Genomic DNA, 14,692 nt, shown 5'->3' with positions numbered 1-14,692 from the left:
GCGAGGTCTCCGTAAATCAATTTGTTGATGGCAGCTGTATCGCGCACGCTGGCATAGCCTACCAAACTGAGGCTCTGTCCACCCGTGGTCTGCAGCATGGCAAACAGGGGATGCAGCTTCTTGGCCTGTTCAAGTTGGGCATCGGGCGTGGTTTTCACGTCCTGCTTGTTGGCTGCTGACTTCAGCTGAAGCTTGGGCTTGGCAGTCTTGACAGCTGCGGTGTCCTTGGCAATGGCCTTGGTTGTGTCGCGCACGGCAGTGGTATCTTGGTCATTGTTGGCCAGACGGCTGTCGAGCTGAGAGAGATACGGTAATACTTCTGAAGCGTTATAGGTTTCCCAGAACTCCAGGTTGGCACTGCCTTGAAGCAGTTTTCGCATGCGTTCGGGCTCCTTGATACCAGGCATTTCGACCATGATGCGCCCCTGAGCACCCTGTACTTTCTGAATGTTTGGCTGTACAACGCCAAATTGGTCGATACGCGTACGTACAACGTTGAAGGAGTTGTCAATAGCCGAACTCACCTCCTTGCGAATGGCCTCCTCTACTTCATCGTCCGAGCTTGTAGGTGAAACCTTGCCCTGCAGCTGCTGCGTGGCAAACACCTCTGCGAGGCGATGTCCAGGTGCATTTCTGTGATAAGCTTTGATGAAGTGCGAGATGAAGTCGCCTTGTGAAGTTTCAAGCTCCTTGCGAGCTTCGTTCATCGACTTGGTGAAAGCTGCGTCTGTCTTATGATCGGCCAGCATTTCCACCACGTCAGGTACTGAAACCTCGAGGATTACGTTCATTCCGCCCTTGAGGTCCAAACCGAGACCAATCTGCGTTTCGAGGCACTTCTGGTAGCTGTAAATACCCATATATTTCACAGAATCCTTATAATCCTGCTGTGCAATGGGGTCTTTCAGCTTGGCTGCCTGTCCGTCATAATATCTTGTGGCGAACGAGAAAGACAAATAGAAGATGCTTGCAAGCGTCAGTAAGACGGCAGTTACAATTACAATTCCTTTGTTTTGCATTTTCTTAGTGATATTTATTTATTTTCTATTGTTTCAATATAGTGATGTGCAAAGATACTACTTTTTTCATTTTTTGAGCAAAATATACACTTTAATTATTTATTTTTGCGCTTTCGGTTGCTTTTTTAGCCAACAATAGATGGGGTAATGGTCTGAATTTTTAATTTCATTATCCACGCGGCATGCAAATGGCTTAAAATGAGCGGAGCACATGATATTGTCGATACGCACGTAAAAACCATTGTGATGATAGCTGATGCCGGGACCGTTGGCGGTTTCCACATAGCAGTCGGTGAGTCCCTCCGCAATGGTTCTGTGGGCATACGAAATGGGACTGTCGTTGAAATCTCCACATAAAATAATGGGCATGTCGCAGTGGTAGGCAATATATCTGGCCACGGCTTGAGCCTGAGCTGCCCTTATGGCGGATGCCTTGCCCAGTTTGCTCACGAGGTGCCGGGATGTCGACTCGGCCTTGCCGGCTTTCATTTCGCCTTTGATCATGGTCTTAAACTCGCTTTTCTCCTCGACAGTTAGTCCGGTGGTCTCCAAGTGATTGTTCACCACCAGCACTTCCTCCCCGTCTATCATGAGTTTGAAAGCCGCACTCAGATTCCCCCTGGATTCATACTCAATGTGTTCCTTCGATAGTATGGGATACTTGCTGTAAATACTGATCGTGTTGCCTTTCCCACGTTTGGCGGTGTCGCAGTATTGGTAGATGGGACCGAGTGCAGAATCTAATTTCTCTTTCCCAACCTCGTTATTGTCTGACTCCTGCAGGCAAACGATGTCGGCATCCTGTTTCTTGATATATTCCAAAATGGGGTTGGGGTCGTTCTTTCCGTCTTCCCATCCTGCAAAAAGCCACACATTATACGACAGCACCTTGATGGCATCCTTGGGTGGTTCCTGCTTGATGTTGAGTGGGCAATATCTCCTTGTAGGACCGTAACATATGATGAAACCCACCAATGGAATCCACGCCCATCTCGCTTTAAAAATGAGCCAGAAAACAAGGAAACCGAAGTTGAAAATCAAGAAGATAGGAAACAGCAGTCCCCCGTTGCTCAGAATCGGGAAAGAAACGGGATTGATTCTGTCGGAATAGCCCAGAAACAGCATGACAAGAATGGTTGCCATGTTGGCTCCTGCTAAAACATGACATGTCAAAGTCTTGAGTTTTCTGATCATTTCTTGCTTTGGTCGAAGAGCGTTTGCTTTTCTTCCTTCGTCAGGCTGTCGTATCCGCTCTTCCTGATTTTGTCGAGGATACGGTCAGTTTCTTCTTGATCGGCCTGCTTCCCGGCATTGTAATCCCAATCGGGGTTGCCCGTACGCTTAAAATTGCTATGGTTTTCAGCATGGCGGTTGTGTCCGCGCTGTTCCCACTTTGTTTTGAGATTGTTGAAAAACGACATACCGTTGCTGCTGTCGAAACCGTCTCCCGGGTGCTTCCTCCAGTAGCGAATGAGGAAGAAACCGAAAATCATGCCACCCAAATGAGCCAGGTGGGCAATATTGTCGCCTGACATGGCCATGGCCGAGAACAGCTCCACGACAATGGCACCCATCACCATCCACTTGGCCTTGATGGGTACCGGAATAGGGATAATAAACATCTTCTCGTTGGGAAACATCATGCCGAAGGCCAGCAGTAGTGCATATATAGCTCCTGACGCTCCCACCGTGGTCAGTCCATTGAGCTGACCGGACAGCTGGTGCATCACGCTGAACGACTCGGCGATTCCCAAAGCCTGTTGTCCGTCGAGCATGAAATAAACCCAGAAGAACTGTGCGATTTCCTGCATCACACCAGCACCTATTCCACAGAAAATGTAATAAAAAAGGAATCGTTTTCCTCCCCACATCCTTTCCACCACGGAACCAAACATCCATAGCATAAACATGTTGAGAATGATATGTTCCCACCCTCCGTGCATGAACATATAAGTGAGCAGTTGGTATAGTTCGAAATTGGAGGCCATGAAGAAGTGCAGCCCCAACAGGTCGTTCAGGTCAATGCCCGACATTTGCCTGCCCACGAGTAAGGCAATAAATGCCAGAAAGTTGATGACGAGCAGATTTTTGGTGACGGATGGAATTTTCAGCATATATATAGTCTGTCTTCTTGTTCTGTATGAAATCGGTGCAAATTTACTAAAAAAGTCCGTTAATCGACTATATTGCAGCCCTTTTACGCTTTTTTTTGAGCTGCTGCACGAATTTTCTGTTATAATTCTTTGATTTATGAAATGAATAGCCTATATTTGCCACAAAATATCAATATCTAAACCCGATATATTCATCTAAACAAATAAAAATTATGAACAAGACAGAATTAGTAAAGAAGATTGCTGATGCTACCGGTTTGTCAGCAGCAGACGCAAAGAAGGCTCTCGACGCTACAACATGTGCAATCAAAGAGGCTTTGGTAGATGGCGACAAGGTACAGCTCATCGGCTTTGGTACGTTCTCCACCAAGGAGCGCCCCGCACGCCAGGGTGTGAATCCTTCCAGCGGCGAGAAGATTCAGATTGCTGCCAAGACGGTTGTGAAGTTCAACCCGGGCTCAGAATTTGAAGAAGCTGTTAATAAATAATGTAAATTTATTTTGCATCTTAATCAAAGGGGGCTGCGCCATGGCGCAGCCCCCTTTAACTTGAATGGGTAGCGGATGACGTGTTGCGCCATCCGCTCTCACGGGTCTTACTTGGGCTGTTTGCCAATGTAAGCCAGAATGCCACCGTCTACGTAGAGCACGTGTCCGTTTACAGCGTCAGAAGCCTTTGAGGCCAAGAATACTGCCGGACCTCCCAGCTCGCACGGGTCGAGCCAGCGGCCTGCCGGCGTCTTGGCGCAGATGAAGCTGTCGAACGGGTGACGGCTGCCGTCAGCCTGCTTTTCGCGTAGCGGAGCTGTTTGCGGCGTGGCGATATAGCCCGGGCCAATGCCGTTGCACTGGATGTTGTATTCGCCGTATTCGGAGCAGATGTTGCGGGTGAGCATCTTCAGACCGCCCTTGGCAGCTGCGTAGGCCGATACCGTCTCACGTCCCAGCTCGCTCATCATGGAGCAGATGTTGATAATCTTGCCTTCCTTGCGCTCCATCATTTCAGGCAGCACGGCAGAAGACACGATAAACGGACCAACCAGGTCGATGTCGATCACCTGCTGGAACTCCTCGCGCTTCATCTCGTGCATGGGGATGCGCTTGATGATACCGGCGTTGTTCACCAGAATATCGATCTGGCCCACTTCTTTGTGAATGCGCTCAACGAGAGCCTTTACGTCGTTCTCCTTGGTTACGTCGCATACGTAGCCCGTTACGTTGTCGATTCCTGCTTCTTTATAGGCAGCCAGACCTCGATCTACCAACTCCTGGTTGATATCGTTGAAGATAATGTGGTTGATACCAGCACCGGCAAAAGCCTTGGCAATGTTAAAACCAATGCCATAAGAAGCACCAGTAATCCATGCGTTTTTTCCTTCGAGAGAGAAAATGTTCATGTTGTTCATTTTGTTGTTATTTTAGGGTTTGAAAATTGTTGATTCATTCCGGTTTATCCGGTTTGGGCAGTCGGCAGTCGGACAGCTCTGTTTCTGTCCATTCTTACGTCGTGCATCCACTTGCAAAGATAGCAAATATATTTGATATAAATCAAGTAAAATGTATTTCTTTGCTGCCTCGAAAACTTAAAAAATGTGAGTATCGGTCCACTTGAAGATGAATGAAGATGAAAACGGTATGTTCACTCTCTTAGGGATTTGTCCTGACAACCGAATTTCGGATACAAAGCATGCGGAAAGGTTAATAATATTGACAAAACATCCTCTCATTTTCGTTGATTTGAAAACGAGTGTGCCTTCGTCCGAAATACGTGAAATTTGCGGAATTTTGCAAACAACTGACAGTCAGCGATTTTAAAAAACCCACTCATTATCTCCTGTTTTTCCGCTCGCGATTGAATATCGAATGGCATGACGAGAAGGCCTCAACCACGGTGTGATTAGACTTCTTCGGCACTGTCGCGGAAGCCTAACCGCACGATGAAAAGGCTCCCATCGCAGAATCCTTGCGCATTTTGATCCTATCGAACTCGGTTATGCCGAAAAAAGATGGCGCTTTCTTCGCTATTTGTCTCAAATAAAATGACCCAAAAACGGTAATTATATTTGACTGTTTTGAAAAGGGCGTATGCTCAAATCAATCCGTCCAGGCGGTTCTTGACATGTAGAAAGCTATGGTTTTCAGCTTCACGTAATCAGCACTGAGATACATGAATCCACGGTAGCGACCAGTATTTCCCCATGAATTTTTGGCCAAGAAGTATTTTCGCCCGTGGCGGTCGCGCGCCAATCCGCAAAGCTCCATGCAGTGGTCGTCGGTGGTTTCCAACCGTTCGAAAGCGCGTTGCCGGTCGGCCTGGGTGATCTCCTTCCGCTTATTCAAGAACATGGCCTGCTTGTGCATCACCACAGCCCTACCCTCCTGGAAGTTGAATCCCGGCTCACTGATGTCGCCCTCCCAACACACGGGGTGGCCGCGGCGGATGGCGCGCTCCACCCGAAACATCAGCGTGTCGATGGGAACGTTCATGAAACTGTCGCGCATTTGGTTGTCGGGCACTTCGAGCACGAAGCGTTTGCCAAAGGGATGATGCGTGAAACTCGTGAGCGAGAGATAGTCTCCGGGCAGACAAATGCTCTCGGCAAACTGCTTGGGCGTGTATTCCGCGCCATACATATATGTGGTACCGGGCAGATATCCGATGTTCTCATCGAGCAAACGAACGATTCTCCCGTTCATTTTGGTCAGGTCTGTAGCTGTGGCAACCACTTGTGCAGCCTTTCTCGCCAACACGTTGTAGTTCACTGCGCGCTCGTTATAGTAGCCGGTGTAAGGCGTTGCCCCATAACGGTCCATCAAGCTGGGAAGCATGGATGACATGCCTCGCAAGGAAATGCCACCACGTCGATGCGAGAAGTAATATTCGCGCGTTTTCTCCATGAGCAACATGCGGCCATAATAGTCGGCGGAAAGTTCCACCGAATCGCCCTTCATCAGCCGCTCGGACTCGATGGTGGCCAGCATGGCATAGACCCAGCAGAGCGGGCTGCGCCCCTGATCTTTCACGGGAGTGGTCTTGATAACCACCTCATCGACAAACTCCCTGTCCGCGTTTTCGCCGGGTTTCGAGGCGCGACGGTCACACGAGGCGAGCACCACCACGGCCAACACGATGATTGATAACGTCTTGTTCATGATAAGTGCAAAGTTAGCAAAAATTCAAGACGCGTGGTCATCAGCCGATGTTTTTATAATTCAAAATTATTCGCAAGCTCATCAACTCGTCATAATTCATAATTCAAAATTGGGCTGGCGCTTTCCAATTCAAAATTCATAATTCATAATTCAAAATTAAACTGACGCTTTCCAATTCAAAATTCATAATTCATAATTCAAAATTAAACTGACGCGTTGATTTTTCACTCTTCCCTCTTAATTCTTCACTCTATACTCTTCCCTCTTATCTCTTATCTCTTCATTCTTAACTCTTCACTCTTCATTCTTAACTCTTCACTTACTTTTATTCTTCGTTTTTTTATGCTGTTACATCTTTAGTTTTTAGTAACTTTGCAACATGAACTTAGCGTTAAAAGATTTCGAGATTATGGCCCCGGTGGGCTCACGGGAGTCATTGGCGGCCGCCATACAGGCCAAGACCGATGCCGTTTATTTTGGTATCGGACAGCTAAATATGCGCTCACACAGCGCCAACCACTTCGACATCAACGACCTGCACGAGATTGCCGAGACCTGCGACAAGCACGGCATCAAGAGTTATCTCACGGTGAACACAGTGATCTACGACAACGACATGGAAGCCATGCGGCAGATTATTGATGCTGCCAAGACTGCCGGCGTGTCGGCCATCATTGCTTCCGACGTCGCCGTGATGGCCTATTGTCGTGAGGTGGGCATGGAAGTGCATCTGTCCACCCAACTCAATATCTCCAATGTTGAAGCCCTGAAATTCTACAGTCAGTTTGCCGACGTGAGTGTTTTGGCGCGCGAACTCAACTTGGATCAGGTGAAGAGTATTCACGAACAGATCGTGAAACAGAACATCTGCGGCCCCATGGGCAAACCCGTGCGCATCGAGATGTTCTGCCACGGAGCCTTGTGCATGGCCATTTCGGGCAAGTGTTACCTCAGTCTGCACGCGCAAAACCGATCTGCCAATCGTGGCGAATGCGTACAGATATGCCGGCGTTCGTACACCGTGAAAGACCGCGAGACCGACAATGAGCTCGAAGTGGACAACAAATATATCATGAGTCCGAAAGACCTGAAAACCATCCGCTTCATCGACCGCATGATGGAGGCTGGTGTAAGGGTTTTCAAAATCGAAGGGCGTGCACGCGGTCCGGAGTATGTTTATACGGTTGTGAGATGCTACAAGGAGGCCATTCAAGCTGTCTTGGACGGGACATTCACTGAGGAGAAGAAGGCCGACTGGGACAAACGGCTCGCCACAGTCTTTAACAGAGACTTCTGGGATGGCTACTATTTGGGGCAGACCATGGGCGAATGGAACAAAGGCTATGGCTCGATGGCCACCGAAAAGAAAGTTTTGGTGGGCAAGGTGGTGAAGTATTTCTCGAAACTAAAGGTGGCGGAGATAGCTGTCGAAGCCACTGACTTCAAGCTCGGCGACAAGCTGCTCATCACCGGCAACGCAACGGGCGTGATGTATCTCGACGCAACGGAAATTCGCTACGACCTCAATCCGGTTGAAAAGGCGGAACAGGGCACACGCGTGTCAATTCCCGTGCCCGACAAAGTGCGCCCGAACGATAAATTCTTCAAGTTGGTAACGGTAAAAAAATAAATCAAGATGAAAACAATCAACGAAATTCAAGACGAGGTTATCGAGGAATTCGCTGTCTTCGATGACTGGATGGACAAATACCAAATGCTAATCGATCTCGGCAACGAGCTTGATGCTTTGGACAATAAATACAAGACTGAGCAAAACCTGATCGACGGTTGTCAGAGCCGCGTTTGGTTGCAATGCGACTACGAAGATGGCGTTCTCGTATTCAAGGCCGACAGCGACGCACTCATCGTGAAGGGTATCATCGCCCTGCTCTTGCGGGTGGTCAGTGGGCATACGCCAAAGGAAATTATTGACGCGGATCTCTATTTCATCGAGAAAATAGGACTTCGTGAGCATCTTTCCCCCACACGCAGCAATGGTCTGCTGGCCATGGTGAAGCAAGTGAAGGCCTATGCCTTAGTATATTCTGTGAAACAAGCCTAAAATTAATGAAGTCGATGAAACGCATCGTTCTCCTTTTCTTTGCATTTATTTCTGGCATAGCCGCCTTTGCACAAAGCGCGGACAGCCTTGCCGGTAAATACCTGAACGAGAGCGATTGGTTTCGATTGCAGACGCTCTATCGGTCGGACAGCACCCGTATGTCTCCTTTCATCCGATGTTTTTCCAAGACCATGCTGGCTCATTTTTTTAATCAACCGGCCCAGGCCAACGCTGCCATCCGCCAGCTTTTGGGTGGCTATCAAGCAGAAATGGGCTTTGGAAACGTGAGCACGATGATGACTTTGATGGGCAAAAACCTGAGTAGATTGGGACAAAACAAGGAGGCCGGGCAGCTGCTTCGCAAGTTCATTGCCCAACTGCAAGGGAAGGTTGACGATAAGATTACGGCACCATTCGTGGCTCAGGCCGAACGCTATGAGGCTTTGGCACGCTACAACGTCAATCGCCTGATCACCCAAAACGATAACAACCCCGTGGACTTCGAACTGAAAGAAGTGGGTGATTCGGGACAGGTGCTCATGTTTATGAAAGGAAAAATCAATGGCAAGACCAATAATTTCATCTTTGACACTGGTGCCGGTTACAATGTGATCACCCCTGAATTGGCTCAAAAGTACGGTCTGGAACTGCTTGAGGGTAGCATCAAGACGGAGGGTACACGCGTTCTGCAGGGTCGTATAGCCATGGCCAAGGAACTTATTGTGGGCAACATCAAACTCGAAAATGTGCCTTTCTTAGTGCTGGACGTGACACAAGGGAACGAGCTGATCAAGGGCATGACCGCACCACTGCAACTCATTATCGGACAACCCACGCTAAGATTATTCGACAAATACAGCATCGACTTCGCCAATCGGCAAATCGTTTTTACACGTAACGCTGCACGACAAGACGTGGAGAGCAATCTCGTGCTGACAGGAAGCGACATCATGCAGGTTAACGTGAGCAAGGATGGACGAATGTTCCCCCTAACGATCGACACCGGAGCCACTACAAGTTCTATGGGAACGGACTACTACAAAGCCTTTACGGCCGAGGTTACGCGGCACGGGAAGTGGGACATCAAGGGCGGATCGGGCTACGGCGGCATCGTTTACAACAGTGTTTTTGTGATGCCTTCCATTAGTTTTGCGATTGGAGGAAAGGACATAACGATGCACAAAATCCCAGTTACAGCCATTTCGGGCGAGGCAAATGCGATTCAATCGGGATATGGCCGACTTGGACTCGACTTCTTCCGACAGTGCCGACGTGTGGAGATTGATAATGTCAACATGACTTTCCACATTCATTAGACCGACAAAATACAATAGTATATATGCGCAAACTCAAGACCATTGAGATGCAACGCCTCTCTGTTGAGGAGTTCAAAGATGCTCCGAAGCTGCCACTTATCGTTGTTCTTGACGATGTGAGGAGCTTGTACAACGTGGGCTCCGTATTCCGCACGTGCGATGCTTTCCGCGTGGAGGCGGTTTATCTATGTGGCATTACGGGTACGCCACCGAATGCCGAGATACACAAAACAGCACTCGGCGGCGAAGACTCCGTAGACTGGCGATACTTTGAAAAGACTGAGGACGCAGTGCAAGAACTACACGACCGCGGCTACTTTGTGTACAGCATTGAGCAAGTGGAAGGGTCGACCAAGCTCTTCGAGCTTGGTAATTCAAAATTCACAATTCATAATTCAAAATTGGCTGACGCAGTAGATACAGCAATTGAGAACAGACAATCTGAATCCATTTTTCCCTGTGCCGTTATCTTTGGCAATGAGGTGAAAGGTGTGAAGCAGAGCGTGGTTGATATGAGCGACGGCTGCTTGGAGATTCCGCAGTTTGGAACCAAGCATTCATTAAATGTGAGCGTCACTGCGGGCATCGTTGTGTGGGAGTTTGCTAAAATGAAGCTGGCTAAACAACCACAGCATCAGCAGTGAGTTGTGAAAAGTCGTGAGTGTCGGTGCCACGATTCTCACTACATAAGCAGAAAGTTGTGAAAAGTCATGGGAGTCGATGCAAAACAATAAGAAAGTCGATGCAACGACTCTCACGACTTTCCACGACATAAGCAGGAAGTTGTGAGAAGTCGTATCTTTTAACCCAACATTTTCTTCAGCAGCTCGGGTATCTCGCTTGTTTCCTTGGCCACGGGTACGCCGACTGCCTCAAAGGCCGCAACCTTACCCGCTGCCGTACCAGCTCCTCCCGAGATGATAGCACCCGCATGCCCCATCTGTTTGCCCGGAGGCGCCTGACGACCGGAAATAAAGGCGGCCACCGGCTTCGTCACATTCGCCTTGATAAACTGAGCTGCACGCTCTTCGGCATCGCCACCTATCTCACCGATGAGAGCGATGGAATCGGTGTCGGGGTCGTCTTGGAACATCTGCAAGAGGTCTTCAAAATATAGCCCCACCACAGGATCTCCACCAACACCAACGGCAGTAGACACGCCCATGCCGGCAGCAGCAAGGTTTGCCACCACTTCATAGGTCAGAGTACCGCTACGGCTAATCACACCCGTGTGTCCTTTCTTAAACACATTGGCAGGCATGATGCCCACCATACTCTCCTCCGGCGAAATCAGTCCGGGACAGTTGGGACCGATCACTTGCACGCCCTTCACTCGCGCATAACGCTGCACCGCCACGGCGTCGAGCGTCGGCACACCCTCGGTGATGCAAACCAACAACTGAATGCCACCGTCGATCGCTTCCAGCATTGCATCTTTGGCAAACGCCGCCGGCACAAAGATGATGGACGTGTTGGCACCCGTTGCTGCAACAGCGTCTTTCACAGTGTTGAACACGGGAATGCCGTCAACTTCTTGTCCGGCCTTCCCCGGCGATGTTCCACCGACCACATGTGTTCCATACTCTTTCATTTTGGAAGCGTGGAAGCTCCCGTCTCGTCCGGTAATGCCCTGAACGATGACCTTTGTATCTTTATTGATTAGAATGCTCATGTTTTTTTAATTCAAAATTCACAATTCACAATTCAGAATTAGCAGCAAACCCGCCTCATAGAATTCTTAACTCTTAGTTCTAAATTCTTCACTCTTCACTCTTATTTTCCCAAGCTCAGTTTCACAGCTTTTCGACCAGCGTCGGCCATACTTGTGCCCACATGGAACTGTGTGCCTTCGAGCAGTTTGCGACCCTCTTCCTCATTCGTTCCAGTGAGTCGGATAACAATGGGAATATCAGTCTCCACAACTTTAAATGCTTCCAACAAACCCTTCGCCACGTCGTCGCACCGCGTGATACCGCCGAAGATATTGATGAGCACCGTGTTCACGTGCTTGTCGGAGAGCAGAAGTTTCATGGCCTCGACGATTTTCTCAGGATTGGAACTACCGCCAATGTCGAGGAAGTTGGCCGGCTCCCCGCCGTAGAGTTTAATCATGTCCATGGTGGCCATGGCCAATCCGGCTCCATTCACCATGCATCCTATCTCTCCTCCGAGGTTCACATAGCTGAAGCCCTTTTCCTTAGCCTCATGCTCCTTGCGCTCCTCTGCAGTGGGTTCAAACAATTCGGCCACATCAGGATGACGGAACAGAGCGTTATCATCGAACGTCATCTTGGCATCGATGGCCTTCAGCGAACCATCCTTGAGCTTCACCAACGGGTTAATCTCAGCCAGTGAGGCATCTTTTTCGATGAACAGACGGTACAGATTCTTGAATAACGGCACCGCCTGTTTCACCTGTGCCATGTCGTCGAACAACCTGAATGCAGCCTCACGAGCCAGAAAATCGGTCATACCCACCAGCGGGTCAATCACGATTTTCTCTATTTTCTCAGGTGTTTCGCGGGCCACCTGCTCGATATCCATACCTCCCTCGCGACTCAACATCATCAGCGGGCACTTCGACTTGCGGTCGACCAGAATGCTCACATAGTATTCCGAGGCAATGTCCACAGCCTCGCCAACCAACACGCGGTCTACGGTGAAACCCTTGATGTTCATACCGAGAATGGCCTCAGCACGGCTTCGGATTTCAGCAGCCGATGTTCCAAGCTTCACACCACCGGCCTTTCCACGACCGCCCGTGTGTACCTGTGCCTTCACCACAGCCTTATCCACACCCAACTTCTCATAGGCTTCCACAGCCTCATCGGGAGTTTTGCAAACCACACTGCGGTCCACCGGCACCCCGTACTGGGCAAAGAAGGCTTTTGCCTGATATTCATGTACCTTCATAGTAAAGTATTTATGTTAATAGAATGTTTATTCCTCCTTACAAAAGTACGAAAATATCACTAAGGGCAAAAGAATTTGACAGAAAAAAATACGAAATTCCTCTCACCTCTTATTTAACTTGAACCATCAGGGATTTTCTATTTCTTATGAACTCAAATACCGTGTATTCCGTGTAGTTTTACGTTTGGAAGCATGTAATCATCTCTTCTCGCCGTACGACCTATAGAGCATGAGCAAATGAGCTGCGCTCCAACTGAAATGGGAGGCCTGCAGCCCTTTGCCGGTGAATGTGTCATAGTTTTCGTAGATGGGAGCATCTGCTGTCAGTCCCTCAAGTCGATCGAAAACCTGTCGGGTGTACATATCTGCTTTGGCATGCTCACCATAGTTTCTGAATCCCTCAATGGCATAGTAGGTCTGATCCAGCCATATCGGTCCTCTCCAATAGCCATTAGGATCATATTTGGGGTTGTCAGCCGCAATGGTTGGGAATGGAATATAAGTAGAAAACTTGGTTTTGTCTTCCAATGTTTTTTTTGCCATTTTCCATTGCTGCTGCGTTGCTATTTTAGTCCAAAAAGGCAAATACCCCTCACAACCCGCTTCTCTGACAAAACTTCCATCCGTGAGTCGGCGGTCAAAGAAGTAGCCGTTCTTTGTATCAAAGAAATAATCCGCAATACGACCTCTCATATCCGGCTCTTCGAACTTCTCATTCAATATCTTTGAAAACTTCTTGAGTATAGTATATTCGTATGCCAAATATCCATTGAGGTCCACGCTTTCCTGATTAATGCTCCACGCATTTTCTCCATTCTTCAACATCCGTGCACCATCAAAGCGTATGGCGTTGTCCATTCCACTCTCCCATGCGGCAGCCTCCAACGTGCCATCCGTAGAGCCAAATTCGCAGATGCCGTTGCCATCATGATCCCTCTTTTTGTACCACCACTTGTAGTAAGCCAATAACTTGGGATACATTTCCCTGACAAATGCTGTGTCTGCCGTGGCCTTCCATATCTCATCCACAGCCCAGCAGGCCAACGGGGGTTTGCTGTCACGTGCATTGTTTTCCTTGGGATCCGTATATATACAGTCTATCACCATACCATCAGCCTGTTGATAATCGAACATCACACGAATGTTATCTTTGGCTAATGAAGGAAAGAAGTGAGCCATGGCTGCCGAAAAGCGCCAACAATCCCAAGCCCAGCAACCCACAAAATAACCAATGGCATGACTTGGTACGATACCATCGTGCAACAATCCACCACGCTGCACGCGCCAGTTGGAAATAAGTGTGGTAATGGCTTTTACGGCCACCCGATTGTATTCGACGGGCATATCTTGCCTCAATATCTTATTGATATAGCCGTTCCAACGTTCACGCCCTGCCCTTTCCACTTGCTCAAATTGCTCAGTCATCTGCTCTGCAAATAACTTTTGCACAGGTATGCGGTCGCCCGGCAATAGCATTGATATGGCAATGGTGGCATCTTTAATATTGCCCGTCATCACAGCCATATAGTTGGTGCCGTCGGTGGAGAGTTTAGTGCCTACGGGAAAGGTAAGCATAATCGTCTCTTCAGGTAGTCCATGTATCACCACATGTCTACCCTCAACCCCCATTTTTACTCCCTTGCCTGGCTCAAGAGCTTGCAGCCGCAATGTGTCCATGTCGTATGTGCATAGGTTAAGCAATGCAGTGCGCGAGTCTGCAAATATCAATTGTTCCTCGACCCTTGAATCTCCGTCTTGCAGTGTCATCACTATTTTTCCCGGTGAATAGTTCGAACCGGTGACCTGGTATATACCGTGCCTATCCTTCAATGCTATCACGGATTTTGCTATCCATTTACGGCTGTTGATGCTAAATGGACCACAGAAACCTCCCACAGGCTTGCCGGCTTCAGGGATTGTAAATCCCATCCATGCCCCTTGGTCGGAAAAACAACCTGTGAGTCGCTCGTTTCCATTGGGTGTGAGACGGATATTGATAATATTCTCAAAATCACTACATTCATAACCATCTGCCAACATTGTAACTTTACTGCTGAGAATCAGCAACACCAACGTACATACGGTCTTGATTTTATGTTTGTTAATCTTCATTCTC

12 protein-coding genes and 1 pseudogene are annotated in these 14,692 nt (G+C 48.6%); 5 read left to right on the top strand and 8 right to left on the bottom strand.

Translation table 11 applies throughout. From position 1 onward, the window contains the following. The 3 genes and pseudogenes from HMPREF0645_RS09160 to HMPREF0645_RS09150 form a co-directional block, all read right to left on the bottom strand. Window positions 1-965 (bottom strand): annotated as a pseudogene (locus HMPREF0645_RS09160) (protein translocase subunit SecDF); the annotation flags it as partial. A 153-nt stretch (window positions 966-1,118) separates the two neighbouring features. Beyond that, a complete protein-coding gene (locus HMPREF0645_RS09155) occupies window positions 1,119-2,213 on the bottom strand; it encodes an endonuclease/exonuclease/phosphatase family protein (protein ID WP_007174697.1) in 1,095 nt (364 codons plus the stop codon). Continuing rightward, on the bottom strand, window positions 2,210-3,133 hold the full coding sequence (locus HMPREF0645_RS09150) for a rhomboid family intramembrane serine protease (RefSeq protein WP_007174696.1): 924 nt from the start codon (window positions 3,131-3,133) through the stop codon (window positions 2,210-2,212). The genes HMPREF0645_RS09155 and HMPREF0645_RS09150 overlap by 4 nt, the downstream gene beginning before the upstream one ends. Window positions 3,134-3,345: 212 nt before the next feature. On the opposite strand from HMPREF0645_RS09150, the gene HMPREF0645_RS09145 reads away from it, so the two are divergent. Continuing rightward, a complete protein-coding gene (locus HMPREF0645_RS09145; RefSeq protein ID WP_007174695.1) occupies window positions 3,346-3,621 on the top strand; it encodes an HU family DNA-binding protein in 276 nt (91 codons plus the stop codon). 107 nt (window positions 3,622-3,728) lie between these two features. On the opposite strand, the gene HMPREF0645_RS09140 is transcribed toward HMPREF0645_RS09145, so the two are convergent. Next, on the bottom strand, window positions 3,729-4,538 hold the full coding sequence (locus HMPREF0645_RS09140) for a gluconate 5-dehydrogenase (protein ID WP_007174694.1): 810 nt from the start codon (window positions 4,536-4,538) through the stop codon (window positions 3,729-3,731). Between the two features lie 688 nt (window positions 4,539-5,226). Then, on the bottom strand, window positions 5,227-6,285 hold the full coding sequence (locus tag HMPREF0645_RS09135) for a C1 family peptidase (protein WP_007174692.1): 1,059 nt from the start codon (window positions 6,283-6,285) through the stop codon (window positions 5,227-5,229). A gap of 379 nt (window positions 6,286-6,664) precedes the next feature. Here HMPREF0645_RS09135 and HMPREF0645_RS09130 point away from each other — a divergent pair, with 379 nt between their 5' ends. From HMPREF0645_RS09130 to HMPREF0645_RS09115, 4 genes are read left to right on the top strand one after another with little or no spacing between them, the layout of a single operon-like run. After that, complete coding sequence (locus HMPREF0645_RS09130) at window positions 6,665-7,915, top strand: peptidase U32 family protein (RefSeq protein WP_007174691.1); 1,251 nt, start codon at window positions 6,665-6,667, stop codon at window positions 7,913-7,915. A 6-nt stretch (window positions 7,916-7,921) separates the two neighbouring features. Further along, the gene (locus tag HMPREF0645_RS09125; RefSeq protein WP_007174690.1) at window positions 7,922-8,347 is read left to right on the top strand and encodes a SufE family protein; all 426 of its coding nucleotides are present in this window, start codon (window positions 7,922-7,924) and stop codon (window positions 8,345-8,347) included. Between the two features lie 5 nt (window positions 8,348-8,352). Beyond that, window positions 8,353-9,663, top strand: a complete 1,311-nt coding sequence (locus HMPREF0645_RS09120) for a retropepsin-like aspartic protease (protein WP_007174689.1) — start codon at window positions 8,353-8,355, stop codon at window positions 9,661-9,663. A 23-nt stretch (window positions 9,664-9,686) separates the two neighbouring features. Further along, window positions 9,687-10,307, top strand: a complete 621-nt coding sequence (locus HMPREF0645_RS09115) for an RNA methyltransferase (RefSeq protein WP_007174688.1) — start codon at window positions 9,687-9,689, stop codon at window positions 10,305-10,307. Between the two features lie 158 nt (window positions 10,308-10,465). On the opposite strand, the gene sucD is transcribed toward HMPREF0645_RS09115, so the two are convergent. The 3 genes from sucD to HMPREF0645_RS09100 all read right to left on the bottom strand — a co-directional run bounded on the left by sucD (window position 10,466) and on the right by HMPREF0645_RS09100 (window position 14,688). Next, on the bottom strand, window positions 10,466-11,335 hold the full coding sequence (sucD, locus tag HMPREF0645_RS09110) for a succinate--CoA ligase subunit alpha (RefSeq protein ID WP_007174687.1): 870 nt from the start codon (window positions 11,333-11,335) through the stop codon (window positions 10,466-10,468). 101 nt (window positions 11,336-11,436) lie between these two features. Beyond that, complete coding sequence (sucC, locus tag HMPREF0645_RS09105) at window positions 11,437-12,576, bottom strand: ADP-forming succinate--CoA ligase subunit beta (protein ID WP_007174686.1); 1,140 nt, start codon at window positions 12,574-12,576, stop codon at window positions 11,437-11,439. A gap of 198 nt (window positions 12,577-12,774) precedes the next feature. Then, entirely contained in the window at window positions 12,775-14,688 is a 1,914-nt protein-coding gene (locus tag HMPREF0645_RS09100; RefSeq protein ID WP_007174685.1) for an MGH1-like glycoside hydrolase domain-containing protein, read from the bottom strand. Window positions 14,689-14,692 lie beyond the last annotated feature (4 nt).

Origin of the sequence: Hallella bergensis DSM 17361, assembly GCF_000160535.1 — a bacterium.
GTDB classification, from domain to species: domain Bacteria; phylum Bacteroidota; class Bacteroidia; order Bacteroidales; family Bacteroidaceae; genus Prevotella; species Prevotella bergensis.
The sequence above is the reverse complement of the archived record's forward strand: the minus strand, read 5'-3'. Positions and strand labels throughout refer to the sequence as shown.